This is a genomic window from Pseudoclavibacter helvolus (genome assembly GCF_014191305.1).
GTDB lineage: Bacteria > Actinomycetota > Actinomycetes > Actinomycetales > Microbacteriaceae > Pseudoclavibacter > Pseudoclavibacter helvolus.
On record NZ_JACHWJ010000012.1, the window covers coordinates 58,887 to 77,431 of the forward strand.

The following is an 18,545-nucleotide window of genomic DNA, read 5'->3' on the forward strand; positions in this document are numbered from 1 at the left end:
GTTTGTAGTCATGGTTGCCTCGCGTCTACCAGCGCTGCTGGAATCGGTTGCGGATGATGATGGCGATCGCGTTCATGGCGAGCAGGATCACGAGCAGGAGAATCGAGGCGGCGGACGCCAGCGTGTGGAACTCCTCTTGCGGTCTGCCGGTCCAGTTGAAGATCTGGATCGGCATGGTCGTGAACCCGCTGAGGAGCCCGTTCGGGTCGAAGCTCACGAAGACCAGGGCGCCCAGCAGCAGCAGCGGCGCGGCCTCACCGAGCGCTCGGGAGAGCGCCAAGATCGTTCCGGTCGCGATTCCCGGAACCGCCGCGGGCAGGGTCTGCCGGAACGCGGTTTGCACCTCGGATGCCCCCAACGCGATCGAGGCCTGCCGAATGTCGAGGGGAACCGCTCGCAGCGCCTCACGCGTGGAGATGATGATGACCGGCAGGATGAGCAGGCCAAGGGCGAGCGCCCCACCGATGACGATGTTCTTGTCCCGCACGCCGATCAAGCTGAGTGCTGAGAGTGCCAGCAGGCCGTAGACGATGGACGGGACGGCGGCGAGGTTCTGCACGTTGAGCTCGATGAACCGATTGAAGCGGTTCTTCTTGTCGGCGAACTCCTCGAGGTGGAGCGCCGCGGCCACCCCCAGGGGAATGGTGAGCACGGCGGTGACCGCGATAACCCAGATGGAGCCGAGGATCGCCGGGCGCGCGCCGGCGCGCTCCGGGTCCGAAGAGGGGTATTCCGTGATGAGGCCAGCATCGAGACGGCCCATGCCGTCGATGAAGGTCGTAACGATGAGGGTCACCAGGAAGCTGAGCGCGATGAAGAGGCAGATCCAGAGCAGGATGAGGAATGCGACCGAGCGTGGGCTGAGTTCTCCTCCCCGCACGCGTCCAGCGATGGAGGGTCGGGTTCCGAGCGGGGCGAGTTTCGTGGACATCAGTAGGCCTCTCGGAAGCGACGGACGATGCGAACGGCAACGGCGTTGATTAGCAACGTGAGCAGGAACAGCAGCAGGCCGACGGCGAAGAGGGTGTCGTATTCGATGGATCCGACCCGGGAGTCTCCCAGGGCGGCGTTCGCGATGAACCCGGTCATGGTTTGGCCCTGTTCGAGAGGACCGGTGACGATGCGTGCCTGGTTCCCGGCGGCAATGGCGACGATCATGGTTTCGCCGACGGCTCGGGAGATGCCGAGCACGACCGCCGCGATGATGCCGGACAGTGCGGCCGGGAACACAACCCGCAGGGTGGTCTGCATGCGGTTCGCTCCGAGGGCCGCCGATCCTTGACGCATGGCCTGTGGTACGGCGGACATGGAGTCTTCGCTGATGGAGGCGATGGTGGGAACGATCATGATCCCCATCACGATGCCGGCGGCGAGCACGCTGAACGCTTCCGTGGGCAGCTGCAGCCATTCGCGGAACACCCGTGCTTGCACGAACTGCAGGGCGAAGAGGCCGTAGACGACGGTGGGGACGCCGGCGAGCACTTCCAGGATGGGTTTCAGGATCCGTCGCCACTTGGGGCGGGCGTACTCAGAGAGGAATACCGCAGCGCCGAGGCCCATCGGGACCGCGACAGCGAGGGCGATCAGTGTCGTCCATGCGGTCGCGGTCAGGAGTGGAACGACGCCGAAAGAGGCGTCCGCGAATCGGGGAGCCCAGCGGGTACCGAAGAGGAACTCCCAAATGGGGACCTCGGTGAAGAATCCGATGGAGGGCACCAGGAGTGCGATGACGATACCGAAGGTGATGACGACCGCCAGTGACGCGGCAAGGCGCAGCGCGAGGCGGACCAGGCGTTCACCGGTTCGGCGGTTGCCGGAGCTGAGGACGGAGCGGGGAGCCCCCTGCTGGACAGTGGGCTCCCCAGAGGTGACGACGTTTGGCACGAAGGTCCCTAGTGGTGTCGTGGAGTTCTTAGGCCAGGGCGGCGAGTTCGTCCTGCGCGGTGGTGACCTGCTCGTCCGTGAGTGGCACGAAGAGTGCGTTGCCCGCGATGTCCGTGGAGTTGGCGACGTAGAAGTCAACGAAGGTCTTCACGGCCGGCTTGTCCGTGTAGGAGGCGTTTGCGACGTAGATGTAGAGCTCGCGGCCCAGCGGCTGGTAGCTGCCGTCCTGCACGGTCTCGTTGGTGGCAGCTACGCATCCGCTGCCGCCATCGATCTCGACGGCACGGACCGAGTCGGCGTTCTCTTCCACGTAGGAGAGGCCGAAGAAGCCGACGCCGCCCTTCGCGCCAGAGACGCCCTGGACGGTGATGTTGTCGTCCTCGGAGGGGCTGTAATCGGTGCGGATCGCGCCCTCGTCGCCGTTGATGGCATCAGTGAAGTAGTCGAACGTGCCCGAGTCCGTGCCCGCGCCGAAGAGCGCGAGCGGCTCATCGGGGAATGACGGGTCGATCTGGTTCCAGCTGGTGACGCTGCCTTCGGCTTCCGGTCCCCACATGGTGGCGAGCTGTTCGACCGTCAGGCATGTTGCCCAGTCGTTCTCCGGGTTCACGACCACGGAGAGCCCATCGTTAGCCATGACGATCTCGGTGAACTCGATGCCATTGGCTTCACACTCGGCGATCTCCTCATCGGAGATAGCTCGCGAGGCGTTCGAGACGTCCGTTTCGCCGGCGCAGAACTTCGAGAAGCCGCCACCGGTGCCGCTGGTTGCGACCGTGACATTGATGCCGGGCTCGGTGTCGCGGAAGAGGTCAGCAGCAGCCTCCGTCAGCGGGGCAACGGTGGACGAGCCGTCGGTGGTCACGGAACCAGTCCCGGCACCCTCACCTTCCGACGCGCTGCCGGAACCGCCCTGGCCCCCACATGCGGTCAGCACCAGGAGTGCGAGAGCAGCAACGGACGAGGCTCCAGCGAGTTTGAGCGACTTAGCAGTCATTACAATCCTTCCAACGCGGACGCATCCGCAACGAGACGTGTAGGCCAGCCACGCTGACCAATGCATAGAAGCTCGTCTATATGAATTCGCGGTAAACGCCGTCGGAGATGCTCAGGATGCCGCGTATCGACATCCATCGATGTGAAGCGGTAGAGTGTGTGCTGTCGATGATTCGTGCGGAGGATGCCGATGACCACCCCCCAGTTGCTGCCGCTTGCTGACGTGACTGCGTGCTGCGAGCCGCTCACGCATGAGTCCATCACGGCAGAAAATGCGCTCAGGCTCTCGAAGGTTCTGAAGGTCATCGCTGACCCGGCCCGGTTGCGGCTCATTTCGATGATCGCGGCGCAGGAGAAGGCGGAGGCGTGCGCGTGCGACCTCACGGAGCCGCTCGGGCTCGGGCAGCCCACCGTGTCCCACCACCTGAAGATCTTGGTCGAGGCGGGCATCCTCGCCCGCGAGAAGCGCGGTTCCTGGGCCTACTTCAGCCTCGTCCCCGGCGCACTCGACTCACTCGCCGCCCTCCTCACCAGCAACGAACTCGCCGGAGCGACCCGATGACCTCCACCCCCACGAACATCGTCTTCGTCTGCCAGAAGAACGGCGGCAAGTCCCAGATGGCCGCAGCGCTCATGCGTTCCGTGGCCGGCCCCGAGGTACACGTCACCTCAGCGGGCACCAAGCCCGGCGCCGCCCTCAACCAGCAGTCCGTGGACTCGCTCGCCGAGATCGGCGTGAGCGTCGGCGACGAGCACCCGAAGCAGCTCACGCCGGAGATGATCGACGCGGCCGACCTCATCGTCGTGCTCGGCGCAGAAGCGCGCGTCCCCGAGACGCCTGGTGTGGAGATCGAGACGTGGATCACGGACGAGCCCTCCGAGCGCGGCATCGAAGGCATGGAGCGCATGCGCCTCGTCCGCGACGACATCCGCGCCCGCGTCGAAGCCCTCCACGCACGAATCTAACGAGCGCAGCCTCCAATCCGGGTCTTGACGTCGCCGCGGAAATCGAGCGATGATGTCCCTACGCAGATTTCCGCGCTCAAAAGGTCAGCCACCAGCTGACCTTTTCTCGTTCCAGCACGACCTTGACGTCCCACCGTCTTCACCCAGTACGTTGAAGATGCGAGGGACCGACACCCCACTGTTTGCGCCTATTTCCCACCTCCGGGATAGGATCGCCCTGGCGGTTCGCTCCGCCTAAGGCCAACCTCGCGGTTGGCCTTTTTTGGTGCCAGCTCGATCGGTGCAGGTCTTGAGGCGTGAGCGATGTCACCCAGTAGCTTCAAGATGGGGCGCTCCACAGCAGAGTTGCAGCGTGACTGCCTTTCGAGCGATGATCGAGGCTCCGGGGGGCGTCTGTCCGAGCGTGGCAGCTTCGCAGGGTCGGCCCGAGATCGTCTTGCGCCGAGCTGATGTCCGCTCGTACCGTGAGCATGGAACTGTGTGGTTGCCGAAAAGGCGTGAAACCCGCTACTTTCTTTCTGTATTGCTGATCCGTCTGCCTGCGGATTCGACGCCGACACCTCGTGTCGGCTTTTTTCATGCCCGGGCACAGGCCGCCCTGCTGGCCCGCTCTTCTGTCATGCAGACGGAAGCCCCGAATTCACGAGCGCTCAGTGTCGAGCGTTCGACAAGCTCACCGTCCGTCCCGGGCGGTGAATCCTGGCGCACTCTCGTGCGCCGAACTCAGTGGAGGTCCACATGGTGAACCTGCTTCCTGAGCTCCTCGGCAAGGTGGACCCCACCGCGCTGCTGGTCATCCTGACCGGGCTCGCCCTGATCCTCATCGCGCTCGTCGCGGCGATCGTTCTGGGCGTGCTCTTCGGTCGTAGTGGTGTCCCGGCAAAGCGCGTGGTGGCGATCCTCCGCGCGATTGGCGACATGCTCGCCCGCGTCCCCCGCCGGTAGCTCAAAAACGCATCCTCCTCTGAGTATGCAGGAGTCTGCCTTCATGTGTCTCATAAGTAAACTGGTTTTGAGACACCTGGTGAGGGTGCTGGCTGCAACGGTGCGCCGAGAGGAGTGCACCAGATGCCTACTGGTAGCGCCGACTGTTGCTGAGTTGCGTATTCAGCGGCTTCCGACTCTTCTCCCAATGAATGGTGGGGAACTGATCACCAATGATTGATCAGCGCTTGCTGTATAGTTCAGTACATGCTGACTATTGCTTCGCGCCTCGACGTCATGAACCGGCTCGGCCGGGCCATGGCGGACCCGACGCGCTCCCGGATCTTGATGACTCTGCTGAACGCCCCGAGCTATCCGGCCGTGCTCTCGCGCGAGCTGGAGCTGACCCGCTCGAACGTCTCGAACCACCTGACGTGCCTGCGTGACTGCGGGATCGTGGTCGCCGAGCCTGAGGGTCGCCAGACGCGCTACGAGATCGCTGACCCGCATCTTGCGGCTGCGCTCGTCGCGCTCGTGGATGTGACGCTGGCGGTCGATGAGCACGCGCCGTGTGTGGACTCGTCGTGCACGGTGCCGGGCTGCTGCGGTACAGGGGCGGACGCGTGAGCGCGGCGTGTAGCTGCGAGCACGAGCCTGCCACTGCGGCGGAGGATGAGACCGAAGAGGTGGAGCGGCCCTGGTGGAGGGACCGTGGGATCATGGTGCCGGTCTTCTCCGGTGTCGCGTTCCTGGCTGGTCTGATCCTTGAATGGTCCGGGCTCGAGATCCCGGCGCTCGTACTGTTCTGGATCGGCCTGCTGCTGGGCGCGTCGACGTTCACTCCTGGCGCGATTCGGAAGCTGTTCAAGGGCAAGCTCGGGATCGGGCTGCTGATGACGATCAGCGCGATCGGCGCGGTCATCCTCGGCTATGTGGAGGAGGCCGCTGCTCTGGCGTTCTTGTACTCGATTGCTGAGGCGCTTGAGGACAAGGCGATGGACCGTGCCCGTGGCGGCCTGCGGGCGCTGCTGAAGCTCGTGCCGGAGACGGCGACCGTGCTGCAGAGTGGCGTCTCTGCGCAGGTGCCGGCGAGGGAGTTGACGGTCGGCCAGGTCATGGTGGTCCGCCCGGGCGAACGGATCGCAACCGACGGGATCGTCCGCTCTGGCCGCTCAAGCCTGGACACCTCGGCGATCACCGGGGAGTCGATCCCCGTCGAGGTCGAGCCCGGGGACGCGGTGTCGGCCGGCGCGATTAACAGCTCCGGCGTGCTGGAGGTCGAGGCGACCGCGGCCGGTACCGATAACTCGCTTACGACGATCGTGGAGTTGGTCGAGAAAGCGCAGACGGAGAAGGGCGAGCGTGCGCGTCTCGCGGACCGGATCGCCCGCCCGCTCGTACCCGGTGTGCTGATTCTCGCAGCGCTCGTCGCGATCATTGGGTCACTGCTGGGCGACCCGGAGGTATGGATCACTCGTGCGCTCGTCGTGCTGGTAGCGGCCTCTCCGTGCGCGCTGGCGATCTCGGTGCCGTTGACGGTCGTTGCCGCGATCGGCGCGGCGAGCAAGTTCGGCGTGATCATCAAGTCCGGCGCGGTCTTCGAGCGCTTCGGCACGGTCCGGCACGTCGCGGTCGACAAGACCGGCACCCTGACCCGTAACGAGCCCGCGGTCACCGCGGTCCTCACTGCGAACGGCATTGCCGAGGAGCAGGCGCTGGCTTGGGCGGCGGCTCTGGAGCAGCACAGCACGCATCCCCTTGCGGCGGCGATCACCGCTGCAGCCCCGGGTGTTCCCGTGGCCGCGGATGTGACCGAGCAGGCCGGGCACGGCATCGACGGCACCGTCGATGGCGCTCGTATCACGGTCGGCAGCCCCCGCTGGCTCGACGCCGGCGAGCTCGGCGACCGGGTTGCAGGGCTTGAGGAGCAGGGCATGACTGTCGTGATCGTGCACCGCGACGAGGCACCGGTCGCGGCGATCGGCGTCCGCGACGAGCTGCGTCCGGAAGTCCCCGAGGTGGTCCGCACGCTTGCGGATCAGGGCGTCGGCATGACGATGCTCACCGGGGACAACGCCCGCACCGCTCGTGCGCTGGCTGCGCAGGCCGGGATCGCTGATGTGCGCGCGGAGCTGCGCCCTGAGGACAAGGCGACCGCGATCGGCGAGTTGTCGAAGGCGGGATCGGTCGCGATGATCGGTGACGGCATCAACGACGCCCCGGCCCTGGCGTCCGCGGACATCGGCATCGCGATGGGAGCGACCGGCTCCGATGCGGCGATCGAGTCTGCGGACGTGGCCTTCACGGGTCATGATCTGCGGCTCATCCCGCGGGCGTTCGATCACGCGCGGCGGGGCCGGCGGATCATCAACCAGAACATCATCCTGTCCCTGCTGATCATCACCGCACTGCTCCCGCTCGCGCTCTTCGGGGTCCTGGGGCTCGCGGCTGTCGTCCTGGTCCACGAGGTCGCGGAGGTCATCGTGATCCTCAACGGCCTGCGCGCCGCACGCACCCGCACACCACGAATGGAAAGCTGATGCTCGCAACCATCGGGTCGGCGATCGGCCTGTTCGCGGCGACCAACATCGACGACATCGTCGTGCTCACCGTGCTGTTCCTCGCCTCCAGCCGGGGAAAGCCGCGACCGTGGCAGATCGTCGCAGGCCAGTACCTCGGGTTCATCACACTCGTCGTGATCAGCGTGATCGCCGCGCTCGGTCTCACGATCGTCCCGGACGAATGGGTCGGCTTCCTGGGTCTGATCCCGCTCGGCATCGGCATCTGGACGCTCATTCGCGGCCTGCGCCGTAACGGCGACGACGATGATGACGACTCCAAGATCACCGCGGTCGGACTATGGGGGGTCGCCGGGATCACGATCGCCAACGGGGCCGACAACATCTCCCTCTACACGCCGATCTTCCGCACCAGCTCGCCCGGCGACGTCGCGGTCATGATCGTCGTGTTCCTGATCCTCGTCGCCGTCTGGTGCGCTGCCGGGCGACTGATCGGCACCCACAAGGCCGTCACCGAAACGCTCGAACGTGTCGAGCACTGGCTCGTCCCCGTCGTGTTCATCGGCCTGGGCCTGTTCATCCTCATTGAATCCGGCGTTATCGTCCGTCTCTTCGAGGCCCTCGCATGACCCCGGACACGAATACCGACGTTGAGTCGGCATCGGCGTCGGGAGAGCGTCCGCAGAGAGGACGCTGGCGGCTCACTGCCTGGGCGCTTCTGATCGCCGTGGTCGTCGTCGTGATCGATCAGGGAACGAAAGTGTGGGCCGAGGCCACCCTGTCGGAGCACGAGCGCATCCCGCTGATCGGCGACCTGTTGGGCCTGCAGCTCGCGTACAACCCCGGCGCGGCGTTCTCCTTCGGGGAGAGCTTCACCTGGGTGTTCGCTCTCATCGCCGTCGCGGCCACGGCCACCGCGATCGTGTTCGCGTTCCGGGTCCGACGCCCCGGGTGGGCGATCGTGATCGGTGCGCTCGGCGGGGCCGCTGCTTCGCACGCCGGCGACCGGCTTTTCCGCCAACCAGGATTCGCCCGGGGGCACGTCGTCGACTTCCTCGCCTACGGCAACTGGTTCATCGGGAACCTCGCCGACATCGTGATCGTCACCGCTACGATTGCCGGAGCGCTCCTGATGCTCCGCGGCACCGAGAACTGAGAGGGCCAACCATGGAGATCACCCTGCAGTACTTCGACGGCTGCCCGAACTGGGAAGTACTCGACCGCCGGCTTGCTGAGCTGCTCGACGGTCGATCAGATATCCGCGTCACACGACAGTTGGTCGAGACCGCCGAGGACGCCGAGCGCCTCGGATTCCACGGGTCACCGACCGTCCTCGTCGACGGCGTCGATCCCTTCGCCGACGAGCACACGCCGGTCGGGCTCGCCTGCCGGGTGTTCCGTACCCCTGCCGGGCTGGGAGGCTCTCCGACCGTCGAGCAACTGCGCGAAGCGATTTCCGGCCCGGCTCTGACGGGTGATGCTTGATCAGGGGTGGGTGGAGCGGAGAGCCGGGTAATCGGACCACTCGCCACCGGCGAGACGCGACCATGAGGCAGCGGATGCCGGTGATGCCGAGGAGATCCGAGACGATCCGGGGATGCAGTTGCCGGGTGAGCTCGATGAGCACTGTCGTGCGGGCGCTCCCGGCAAGCAGGCCTTCGGCGCGAAGGCGACGGCTGAGCGGCCCCGGGGTGAGGTGACGGCCCGGGTTCCGGCCGGGGAACAACCACCCTTCAGGATGGCCCTTTGTGGCATCGACGAGCTCGACGATGGCGTCGCCGAGGATCGCGGGGACCTCGATCGGCTCGGCCCCGACGGTGAGCGTCACGGGCCGCGAGCTCGTGTCGACCTGTGCCCGGGTGATCGTGACGATGCGGGTCAGCTGGATCCCGTAGAGCAGCACGAGGAGACCCGCGGCCCGGGTCTTCGGGTCCATGTCGGCATCGGACAGGAACCTGCGGGCCATCTGCCATCGGTGATCAGAGGCGTAGTCTCGCCCCTCGAGGCGATGGGCTCGAAACTCGACCCGAAGGGTGCTCAGCCGGTGTTTTCGCAGCCAGCGAGTGAACGGTGCCAGCGCGTCGCGTTGGCTAGGCGAATCGGTCAGATACGCGTCGAGTAGGCGCTGCGGGAACGTCGCCAGCGTCTCCTGCTGCGCCCGGATCTCCCCGAGGAACGCGGCGCAGTACTTCAGTGCAGCCCTCTGCCTCTGGAAGCCGGAAGCAGGGCTGGACGCGCTGCGCAGTGTCCGAGTGGATCGGAGGAGCTCCCAGGTGCAGTAGCGGCGCAGGATCAGCCGGTCCTCGGGATGGTCGATGCCACCGAGCCAGTCGTTGAGCCAGTGGTCGAAGCGCGTGCCCTCGACGTCGAGCTCCGGCAGCACGCCGGAACGGACCAGCAGTGAGAGGAGGAACGCGACCGACTGTCCCGACCGGGCTCGGGTGATGATCGCCTCGGCGGTGAGCGGCAGGGTCCCGTCCGCGAGCTCGCGGAGCACCATCGCGCACTTGCTCTTGTGCAGCCAGCGTTCGAGCGACGCCGCTTTGCCATGGTGCGTGAGCAGATAGTCAGCAAGCGGGTGGAGATCCTCACGGATCTCTCCCGCATCGTCGGCGAACAGCTGTTGGATCGCGACGGGCCGGCGGCACTCGACGCAGAGGTGATGTTTGCGGATTTCCTCGATCGAGCCGCATCCAGGGCAGGCCATCGTGATCGGAGTGCCCGCGCAGTCGGCGCAGACCTTCTGGCCATTCATGAACCCGGTGAGGAACACTCTGCGCGCGCACTCGGGACAAGGTTGGGGTCTGCGCATCGCGTAGTAGCAGCGCGCGCATACTCGTCGTCCGTCGAGGTGCGAGGCGACGCGGCCAGGTTCTCCGCAAAGACCACAGGTCTTGATCGGTGCGGTGTAGCAGGCCAGGCAGACGAGTTCCGGGCGACGGACGATGATGGTCGCGTGCTGACCGCACCGCGAGCAGTCGCCGAACGATCGAGGGTCGGCTCGCCAACAGTCACGGCAGAAACGCTGTCCGTCGATGGTGCGCTGCACGGGCCGGACCCGGCCACAGGACGCGCAGGAGACGGACCGGGCCTTCCGCTCGCATCGGGAGCAGTGCTGACCACCGCCCGGCGTCTTGTGGGGCATTCTCACCGCGCGTCCGCAGGACTCACACGTCGGCAACACCACCCGGCTCGCCCCTTCTTTGACCAGCGCATGGGCCAGATTCTGAACGGTCGCTGGCACGTTCGCATGCTGCCCCTCCAGGACTCCGGGCTGCTTGATCAGCGCGAGCTCAAGAAGCCGCTGCGTGAGGGGTACTGGCGCGACCGTATGCACGATCTCAGTGAGTCGCTCGGGAAAGATCTCGGGAACGAGAGGGCGGACGAGAGCGACGACTTCAGCGACTCGCGGCAGCTGCGGAGGCTTGGCCACCGCGGCTACTTCGTACGCGGCCGACGGATCGCCGCGCGAACAGGACGGAGATCACCGATCGCCCCCCGTGTCGCCTCCTCACCCACCGCCACCGGGGTCGAGGCCTCCCGGCGAGTGATCGTCACGAGATCGTCGAGCGAGCACTCCAGCGCATCGCACAACGCCGCCAACACGTCGAGACGCACCCGCTGGGGCGGCTGAGTCACCAGCCGATACACCTGCTCCCGGGACAGGTCGATGCCGCGCTCTTCGAGTAGGGGTTTCAGTTTGGAGGTCTGGAAGATCCCGCGCGACGCCATCACGCTGCGCAGATTCCAGCCGGTGTCGAGCTCAACGGTCATCAGCTTCTCCTTCGATGAGGGCCTTCAGCGCTTCGGCGAGCACACGGTTCTTGTAGTCCGAGCTGACGGAGGCGTAGATCGAGGTCGTCGAGGCATGCATATGCCCGACCTGCTCTTGGACGAATCGATCGGCGTACCCGAACTCCAGAAGGTGCGTGACATAGGAGTGCCGGAGGCTGTGCAACGTCAGGTCCTTCGACAGGCCGGCTTCATCACGCAACTCTGCGAACCTCCGATCGAGATACCCAGCAGACAGACGCGTGCGGCGCTCGGTCACCCAGAGCGCGTCGAGGTCGTCTCCGGGCGCGAAACGGGCCCGGGCCTGCTCGAGCCATTGCTGCATGCCGGGGACCCACCAGTCGAATTCCGGCACCAGCAGCACCGTGCGACGTCGTGGCGCGCCACCGCCCGCCGCCTTCGCCCATCGCACGTGGACCGCGCCGTAGCGGCCCCACTGGCGCATCTTCGCGTTGTGGTGCAAATCGACGGTATCGAGCATCACCGCCTCAGTGCGGCGCAGACCGAACGCGTAGACCGTCTTCAGCAACTGGGCATCCCGCAACGCGCCGAGCGCACCCTTTCGCCCGGAACTCACGAGCAGCTCGACGCGGGCGTCGGCCGTATCGAACAGGCGCTCGATCTCGTCGTACGTGAACGGGCGACGCTTCCCATCGCCTTCGAACTCGAACCGGTGCGCCACCGTGTTCCACGGCAGGCACACCTGCGAAGGGACCTCCCCAAACTCGCGATCGCAGATCTCCATCCAGTCGTACAACGGGTTCGTGAGGTAGTCACAGAACCCACGGATAGACCCATGGTTGGCGCGCATCGTCGACAACGTCCGAGTGCGACCGCCAGACTGAGCAGTGAACTCATCCACATCCGCGACAGTCCACCTCCAAGGCGGTTTGTCCACGAAATCACGGAACCGTGTCACCGTCGCCGTCCGGTTCCGGATCGTCTGCTCACGGAGCCCGCGCGACAGCTGCTGGTTCCGCCAACCATCGATCATCGCACTGAAAACCTGCGCTTCCGGGTTCGCCAGTGCGACGTTCGATGCTGACGTGATCAGCCGAAGCGCCGCTGGAGAAGCCTCAAAATCTTGCATTAGATGCAACAAAGTATGGGACAGTGCATCACTGTGTCAACCCAGATCTCCGCATCCGCGAGATCACGCTGTTATGGTCGGAACACTTCGACACCGAAGGAGCCGAATAGGTATCGATTGCAAGCACGGACAGTTGCATTCACTGCAACATGCGAGGGTTCGCTTCCTGCGTGGACACAGGCGCTTAATACCCGCACTCGGACAGGACTGGCGAATCGACCGCCGCCAGAGAATTTGGATCATGTGGAGCAGACTTAGCTCCGAACCCGGAAGTGCGGAGGCCTTTTCGAATCCGCATCTCCGCACGTGAACAAACCGCTTGAGGAGCCACGATGGCAGATAGGCCAGTACGACAGACCGGCAAGGACCGAGATGGAGACATCACCTCCCTCGCCGATGAGGGCCAGCGATGGTCCCCCATCCCGAAATGGCGAGCGATCCAGGACATCGAGAACGGCTCGCACACGTACTACGTTCCGTGGCTGAGTGGACGAACCGAGATTCGAGTCATCACGACGGCCACGGGGGCCAAGCACCTGAGGACGGACCGAGACGCGACCACCAGGAACAACCTGGAGGACCTCCCCAATCCGTAGTCAACACAAAGATGCCTCCGCTGGCTCGGCTTCCACCTACCGATCCCGGATCATCTTCGGCAGCAAGCGCACGAGTGCGACCATGCCAACGAGCTCGACGAGCGTCTGCATCACGATGACCACCGGAGTCAGCGCGAGTGCTGGTGGCAGGGCGAGTGCGAGTGGCAGGACGACGAGGGAGTTGCGAGTGGCACCGCTGAACGCCAGGGCTCGGGTCGCGGGAACGTCGAGGCGGAAGGTTCGTCCGGCCAGGAGGCCGACGAACACCATGATCACGAGGAACGCGACATAGATCGGCACGAGTATGAGCAGCTGCGGCCCTGCAGCACCGACCGCTCCAGCTTGGGATGCCACGACCGTGAAGAGGGTCGCCATCATGAGCGGCACCATCAGGTTCAGCATGCTGCGCTCGATCACCTGGCCGCTGCGGTGTCGTTTCGCGAGGAACTGGACAAGCGCGGCGGCACCGAGTGGCACCACGATCAGCAGCAGGAAGGCTCGCACGAACGGGCCGACTTCCACCACGGCCACCCCATCCGGGCCGAGGAAGATCAGCAGATAGATTGGCAGGAGCAGCATCTGCGCGAGCATCAGCAGTGGGGCTGCCGCCAGTAGTCGGTCGGCTGCGCCGCCCGCGAGGCCGGCGAACACGATCACGTAGTCGATGCACGGCGTGAGGAGCACCAGCAGCACTCCGAACAGCAACGCGGGCTGGTCCGCGACGAACCGCGACAGTCCGTAGGCGACGAGTGGCACGATCACGAAGTTCACGCCCCCCACGGCCCCGAGGAAGCGCCCATCGCGAAGTGACCTGCCGATGGCAGCGAACGGGACGCCCAGGAACGTCGCGAACAGCAGCAGCGCGAGCACCGGCTCAATCGCGAGTTCGAGGTGATGCACCCCGGGCACGAGGAGGCCGAGCGCGCCGCCAGCTGCAATCGCCGCGAGGTACAAGGCGATCTGGTGGCGCTCCAGGACTGCGGTGAGGCGCGTCACGAGACGGGGTTCGAGGTGGAGTTGATGGGCACGGCCTGACGGTAAACGTTCGACCCGCTCGAAGGTCAAGCCCGCTCCGCGCTCGTAAGCTCCCGGCATGCGTATCTCTGAGGTCAGCAGGCGGAGCGGGATCAGCGCGACCGCGCTGCGCTATTACGAGAGCATCGGCCTCGTCCTACCCCGCCGCTCCAGCAACGGCTACCGGGACTACGACGCCGCCACCCTGCACCGACTCGATCTCATCGAAGCGAACAAAGAGCTCGGACTCCCCCTCGCTGACATCAGCAGACACCTCGCTTCCCTGGAGGTCGACTCCTGCACCGACGTACGCGAGCAGCTACGGCCACTCCTCGCCGAGCGCGTGCGGCAGATCGACGAGAAGCGGGCCCGCCTCGATGAGCTACGCGCCCGAATCGATGCCGCCGACCGCAATCTCGGGCAGTGCCCGGACCGGGATGAACGTTGCTCCACGGAGTGCCTCCGTCGCGTGTATCCCTAAGGGCATCATCGCTCCCACGCCACTCGTGCGAGCGGGTGCGTCGCCTCCACCTGTTCGCACCGTCACAGTGAATGGGGGTCGATAAAATCGTCAAACAGAGATATCATCGTCAAATGACGATGATTAGAGAGGTGCGGTCGGAGCTGGATGACGCGTCGACGCAGCACTACGCCCACCTGTTCGATGCGTTGAGCGATCCCACCCGACTCGACGTGCTGCAGCACCTCGCGTCAGGGGAGCATCGAGTGCGTGATCTCGTTGCGCATGTTGGTCTCGCTCAGTCCACGGTCAGTAAGCACCTCCGATTCCTCCTCGAGTGTGGGCTCGTGCATGCGTGCCCCGAGGGGCGTTCTACGTGGTACTCGCTCTCACAGCCGGCAGCGCTTTCGCGGCTCGTTGGTGCGGCGGAGGCGTTGCTCGAGGCGACGGGAACGCGGGCGGCTCTCTGCTCGCATCTCCAGCGGCCGCTCACCGCCGCTGACAGCTCACTGGAGCTCTGATGGGCGCGGGACATGACCACGGCGGCGCGGCGCCGGAAGCTGGCCGGCCGGGAGATTTCCGGACGAAGCTCTGGATAGCGTTCGGCATCACGGCGACGATCGTTGTCGCGCAAGCTATCGGTTCGGTGGTGACGGGCAGCCTGGCCCTCCTCACGGACACCGCTCACGCGATCACGGACGCGACGGGACTGCTCGTCGCGCTCATTGCGGCGACGCTCACCTTGCGACCTGCGAATGCCAAGCGAACGTGGGGATTTCGGCGTATTGAGGTCATCGCGGCGCTGGGGCAGGCAACGCTCTTGCTGGCCGTCGGTCTGTTCGCGGCCGTCGAAGGCGTACGTCGCCTGTTTGAGCCACCGGAGGTTCCGGCCGGGGAGCTCTTGATCTTCGGAATCATTGGCCTGGTGGCCAACATCGTGGCAATCTCGATCCTCGCGTCGAGCCGGGGCGCGAACTTCAACATGCGGGCCGCGTTTCTGGAAGTGTTGAATGATGCGCTGGGTTCGCTCGGCGTGATCGTCGCCGCCATCGTGATCGCGACCACGGGATTCATGCAAGCCGACGCGATCGCCGGGCTCGTGATCGCCGCCCTCATTGTCCCTCGCGCGTTCAAACTCATGCGGGAAACAACGAGCGTGCTGATGGAGTTCACCCCCGCAGGACTGGATCTCGACGAGGTCCGCCGTCATATTCTCGAGCTCGAGCACGTGACCGATGTTCACGACCTGCACGCGTCGACGGTCTCAACGGGACTCCCCACGATTTCGGCACACGTGGTTGTCGAGGATGAGTGTTTCCAGGACGGGCACGCAGCCGAAGTCCTCGGCAACGTCAGGGCATGTGTGGCCGAGCATTTCGAGGTCTCGATCCCGCACTCGACGTTCCAAATTGAGACGCAGCACCTCAAGGATCTGGAGCCTCCCGCTTCCCAGCATGCGTAGCGAACAAGCCAGGGACTACCGCGTTCGGTGGGAACCGATGGGGCTCTTACTGCTGCGATTCTGGCTCGTCGCGCGCGCGAGTTCGTTGACGAGCGCTGCGGATGACCAGGAGCACGGTTACGAGGACGAGGCCAGCGAAGATGAGCACCGCGATCACGATGAACGACGTGAGTTCTTCGGGCGTCTCGTGTGCGGCCGACGCTGGGGCCGTCGACGTGGAGGTCTGTGGGACGGGCTCCGGCGTGGTGGATGCTGACGGGGTTGGGGCGTCGGTTGGGGTTGCAGCTGCTGATGTGCTGGTCGTGTAGCTGAACTCCCCGCTGATGGGGTGCCCGTCGCTGGAGACCACGCGCCACTGAACGAGGTAGGTCCCTGCGTCGACGCTTGCGTCGACGGCTTGTACGACCGTTTCGCCGTCGATGACGGGGCTGCCGTCACTGATCGCTGTTCCGTCGGGCGCTGTGACGATCACGACCGCCGCGTCGCCCAGGGAGAGGACACCGGCCGAGAAGGTCAGCGTTAGGGACGCGGGTGGCTCGGCGAGTTCATCGTCTGGTGCTGGGACGGTGCTGATGAGCGAGTCGTGCGCCTGCGCTGGACTTGGCACGGAGAGTGTGCCGGCGACGGCGAGGAGGAGCGTCGCCACGAGAGCCGCCAGGAGGGCGACGGGTCGAGGCATTCGAACCCGGGCATGTGTTCCGGAGTGGGTCATCGCTGACTGCTTTCTGTTGACGAGGAGGTGGGCGAGAGGGGCCGCTGGTGCGGAGCTGAAGGTGGTGAGAATTTCCTGACGAGGGTGGTGCCTCCAAACGCCAGCGCGAGCAGTGCGCCCACGATGAGTGCCACGGCGCCACCGATCTGTTGATCGACGATCGCTGATACACCCCAGGTGCGGCCCAGTGAACCGAACCAATCGGCGGCCAGCAGATCAGTGGAGGCCAACAATGCGATTCCGAGAGCCACGAAGGACGCCGAGACGATTCCGGCCGCGAGGGCCTTCCTCCGCCAAGCTATCGGCGGCCCGATCCGGTCGATTCCGACGATCGACTGCGCGGAGAACCACCCTGCCAGGAGGAAGTAGCCGATCATCCACATGTGGCCGACGTGGTCGCTGACCGCCCACCGCAGCAGCGGCGTGTAGTAGAAACCGATCATCGAGACGCTCAGCACCGTGGCGGCGACGATGGGATGTACGAGGAACGTCACGGTCCGAGCGTGAGTGCCGGCGAGTACCCACTCCCGGGTCCCGTAGCTGCTATCGCCTCGAGCGCGCACAGTGCGCACCAGCAGCGTGAGCGGTGCGCTGAGGGCGAAGAGGAGCGGCACGAGGAGCGTGAGGAGCAGGTGTTGGGCCATGTGCAGGCTGAAGAGGAACTTGCCGTACACGATCAGAGGGCCGTTCACGAGGTACAGGCCGAGGAGCACAGACGCTGTGAAGGCAACGGTGCGCCGGGCGGGCCAGACCTCGCCACGCGCCCGCAGCCGCGCGATGCCCGCGATGTAGAAGAACAGCCCGAAGAGGAAAATCGTCGTCGACATGGGGTCCAAGCGCCACTCGGTGAGCAGACGCACCGGGGAGAACTCCGGCGGAAGCTGCTCGCCCGTGAGCAGCTGCGCTGGGGTTGGCGCGGGCAGCTGCGACCCTGGAACTTCGGTGACGGGTGAAGGGGTGCGCCCAAGCGCGGCGGCCGCTCCCGAAGCGAGGCCCATGAACGCGAGCTCGAGCGTCACCAGCCACACCAGTGGCTTCCGAGGCGAGGTGGTGGCCGAGGGCGTGCTGCGCATGCGCGCGATGAGCGCCCGGCGCTGCAGCCACCCGATGACACCCAGCACCACAAACACGGCGACTTTCGCGAGCACAAGCACCCCGTAGGGCGAGAGCAGTTGGTCAACGCTGCCGATGTTGGCGACACTCGAAACCACACCTGACGTCGCCACGATGATGAACGCGATCAGCGCGAGCGTCGAGTACCGCTCGAACAGCGCAACCCGGCGAACACTGGACAGGCGCGGAGCGAGCAGAGCGATGACGGTGAGCCCGCCGAGCCAGAGGGCCGCCCCGATGTAGTGCAGGGTAATTCCGGCAACAACGGTCTCGTGGTTCTCGGCCCCTGCCGCGTGGCCCTGTGACCCGAGGGGCCAAAGACAGAAGGTCGCGTACACGGCCGCGAATCCCACCATCGCTGGGCTACGCACCGCGATCACCACGATGGAAAGCAGCACCACCATCCCGAGCGTCATCACCCAGGACTGTCCGAGTTCCAGCGAGGTGAAGAAATAGGCGAGTCCTTCGCCAAATTCTGCGTCGAACGCGAGGGGTGCGTTCGAGATTTGCAGGTAGGTGAGAAACGCTGCTGCGGCGGTCGCGACGACCCACGCGGTCGCTGCTGACGCGGCGATTGTCATCGATCGTTCAAACTCCGGTTCGTGTCGGCTGGTGGCCCACGCGGCAAGGACCAGTGCGCCGATGGTGACCGCGGCCGACAGGTTCATCGCGAGCCGCGCCAGCGGTACGCCCCACATCACGATGGGGCCCGGATCGGACACCACGAGAGGGGTCGCCCCGCCGCCATACGCCAGGCCCGCGACGGTCGCGGCGAGAGCGGCCAGGAGCAGGAGCGCTGGCCCTGCCACGATCGCCCGCTTCGCGCGTGAGGACCAGGCGTCGTCGACGACGGATTGGTTCGGATTGCTGGTCGCCATCACACTGCACCGTTCCGGAACGGTACGACTTCCGGCCTGCCGGCTCGCGGCGAAGAAATAGACTGAGCTGTCCCTGCGCGGTCCCGTGCGTCGCGCGTGTCGCGGCACACCGTGCGTTGCGCGCCGACCGGACGCATCG

General features: G+C 65.6%; 20 protein-coding genes. 11 read left to right on the forward strand and 9 right to left on the reverse strand.

Annotated features, from left to right (window positions below; genetic code table 11):
• Nucleotides 1-25: 25 nt before the first annotated feature.
• From pstA to FHX72_RS18235, 3 genes are read right to left on the reverse strand one after another with little or no spacing between them, the layout of a single operon-like run.
• Entirely contained in the window at nucleotides 26-931 is a 906-nt protein-coding gene (pstA, locus tag FHX72_RS18225) for a phosphate ABC transporter permease PstA (RefSeq protein ID WP_183626972.1), read from the reverse strand.
• A complete protein-coding gene (gene pstC, locus FHX72_RS18230) occupies nucleotides 931-1,884 on the reverse strand; it encodes a phosphate ABC transporter permease subunit PstC (RefSeq protein ID WP_183626974.1) in 954 nt (317 codons plus the stop codon). The genes pstA and pstC overlap by 1 nt, the downstream gene beginning before the upstream one ends.
• Before the next feature lie 28 nt (nucleotides 1,885-1,912).
• A complete protein-coding gene (locus FHX72_RS18235) occupies nucleotides 1,913-2,881 on the reverse strand; it encodes a PstS family phosphate ABC transporter substrate-binding protein (RefSeq protein ID WP_183626976.1) in 969 nt (322 codons plus the stop codon).
• A gap of 189 nt (nucleotides 2,882-3,070) precedes the next feature.
• Here FHX72_RS18235 and FHX72_RS18240 point away from each other — a divergent pair, with 189 nt between their 5' ends.
• The 7 genes from FHX72_RS18240 (at nucleotide 3,071) to FHX72_RS18270 (ending at nucleotide 8,445) form a co-directional block, all read left to right on the forward strand.
• Nucleotides 3,071-3,442, forward strand: coding sequence for an ArsR/SmtB family transcription factor (locus tag FHX72_RS18240; RefSeq protein ID WP_183626978.1), 372 nt, complete (start codon nucleotides 3,071-3,073; stop codon nucleotides 3,440-3,442).
• The gene (locus FHX72_RS18245; RefSeq protein WP_183626980.1) at nucleotides 3,439-3,846 is read left to right on the forward strand and encodes an arsenate-mycothiol transferase ArsC; all 408 of its coding nucleotides are present in this window, start codon (nucleotides 3,439-3,441) and stop codon (nucleotides 3,844-3,846) included. The genes FHX72_RS18240 and FHX72_RS18245 overlap by 4 nt, the downstream gene beginning before the upstream one ends.
• Nucleotides 3,847-4,584: 738 nt before the next feature.
• Nucleotides 4,585-4,791, forward strand: coding sequence for a hypothetical protein (locus FHX72_RS18250; RefSeq protein WP_183626982.1), 207 nt, complete (start codon nucleotides 4,585-4,587; stop codon nucleotides 4,789-4,791).
• Between the two features lie 246 nt (nucleotides 4,792-5,037).
• Entirely contained in the window at nucleotides 5,038-5,397 is a 360-nt protein-coding gene (gene cmtR / locus FHX72_RS18255; RefSeq protein ID WP_036297877.1) for a Cd(II)/Pb(II)-sensing metalloregulatory transcriptional regulator CmtR, read from the forward strand.
• A complete protein-coding gene (locus FHX72_RS18260; RefSeq protein ID WP_036297919.1) occupies nucleotides 5,394-7,310 on the forward strand; it encodes a heavy metal translocating P-type ATPase in 1,917 nt (638 codons plus the stop codon). The genes cmtR and FHX72_RS18260 overlap by 4 nt, the downstream gene beginning before the upstream one ends.
• On the forward strand, nucleotides 7,310-7,918 hold the full coding sequence (locus FHX72_RS18265) for a cadmium resistance transporter (protein ID WP_036297875.1): 609 nt from the start codon (nucleotides 7,310-7,312) through the stop codon (nucleotides 7,916-7,918). The genes FHX72_RS18260 and FHX72_RS18265 overlap by 1 nt, the downstream gene beginning before the upstream one ends.
• A complete protein-coding gene (locus tag FHX72_RS18270) occupies nucleotides 7,915-8,445 on the forward strand; it encodes a signal peptidase II (protein WP_036297873.1) in 531 nt (176 codons plus the stop codon). The genes FHX72_RS18265 and FHX72_RS18270 overlap by 4 nt, the downstream gene beginning before the upstream one ends.
• 108 nt (nucleotides 8,446-8,553) lie before the next feature.
• On the opposite strand, the gene FHX72_RS20000 is transcribed toward FHX72_RS18270, so the two are convergent.
• The 3 genes from FHX72_RS20000 to FHX72_RS18290 form a co-directional block, all read right to left on the reverse strand.
• The gene (locus FHX72_RS20000) at nucleotides 8,554-10,044 is read right to left on the reverse strand and encodes a hypothetical protein (protein ID WP_377604252.1); all 1,491 of its coding nucleotides are present in this window, start codon (nucleotides 10,042-10,044) and stop codon (nucleotides 8,554-8,556) included.
• 683 nt (nucleotides 10,045-10,727) lie between these two features.
• Nucleotides 10,728-11,063 carry a helix-turn-helix domain-containing protein gene (locus FHX72_RS18285; protein WP_058631822.1) on the reverse strand — a complete coding sequence of 112 codons (336 nt, stop codon included), beginning with the start codon at nucleotides 11,061-11,063 and terminating at the stop codon, nucleotides 10,728-10,730.
• Nucleotides 11,053-11,892, reverse strand: a complete 840-nt coding sequence (locus tag FHX72_RS18290) for a tyrosine-type recombinase/integrase (protein WP_276510563.1) — start codon at nucleotides 11,890-11,892, stop codon at nucleotides 11,053-11,055. The genes FHX72_RS18285 and FHX72_RS18290 overlap by 11 nt, the downstream gene beginning before the upstream one ends.
• 611 nt (nucleotides 11,893-12,503) lie before the next feature.
• On the opposite strand from FHX72_RS18290, the gene FHX72_RS18295 reads away from it, so the two are divergent.
• Entirely contained in the window at nucleotides 12,504-12,767 is a 264-nt protein-coding gene (locus FHX72_RS18295; RefSeq protein ID WP_068476692.1) for a DUF3892 domain-containing protein, read from the forward strand.
• A 36-nt stretch (nucleotides 12,768-12,803) separates the two neighbouring features.
• On the opposite strand, the gene FHX72_RS18300 is transcribed toward FHX72_RS18295, so the two are convergent.
• Entirely contained in the window at nucleotides 12,804-13,763 is a 960-nt protein-coding gene (locus FHX72_RS18300; protein ID WP_338110174.1) for an arsenic resistance protein, read from the reverse strand.
• A 97-nt stretch (nucleotides 13,764-13,860) separates the two neighbouring features.
• Here FHX72_RS18300 and FHX72_RS18305 point away from each other — a divergent pair, with 97 nt between their 5' ends.
• The 3 genes from FHX72_RS18305 (at nucleotide 13,861) to FHX72_RS18315 (ending at nucleotide 15,703) form a co-directional block, all read left to right on the forward strand.
• Complete coding sequence (locus FHX72_RS18305; protein ID WP_183626986.1) at nucleotides 13,861-14,262, forward strand: MerR family transcriptional regulator; 402 nt, start codon at nucleotides 13,861-13,863, stop codon at nucleotides 14,260-14,262.
• A 113-nt stretch (nucleotides 14,263-14,375) separates the two neighbouring features.
• Entirely contained in the window at nucleotides 14,376-14,762 is a 387-nt protein-coding gene (locus FHX72_RS18310) for an ArsR/SmtB family transcription factor (RefSeq protein WP_183626988.1), read from the forward strand.
• Nucleotides 14,762-15,703 (forward strand): cation diffusion facilitator family transporter, encoded by a 942-nt coding sequence (locus FHX72_RS18315; RefSeq protein WP_183626990.1) that lies wholly within the window; start codon nucleotides 14,762-14,764, stop codon nucleotides 15,701-15,703. The genes FHX72_RS18310 and FHX72_RS18315 overlap by 1 nt, the downstream gene beginning before the upstream one ends.
• A gap of 46 nt (nucleotides 15,704-15,749) precedes the next feature.
• Here the strand turns inward: FHX72_RS18315 and FHX72_RS18320 are convergent, their stop codons facing one another.
• Nucleotides 15,750-16,382, reverse strand: coding sequence for a copper resistance CopC family protein (locus FHX72_RS18320; protein WP_183626992.1), 633 nt, complete (start codon nucleotides 16,380-16,382; stop codon nucleotides 15,750-15,752).
• Between the two features lie 29 nt (nucleotides 16,383-16,411).
• Entirely contained in the window at nucleotides 16,412-18,406 is a 1,995-nt protein-coding gene (locus FHX72_RS18325) for a bifunctional copper resistance protein CopD/cytochrome c oxidase assembly protein (protein ID WP_183626994.1), read from the reverse strand.
• Nucleotides 18,407-18,545: the final 139 nt, after the last annotated feature.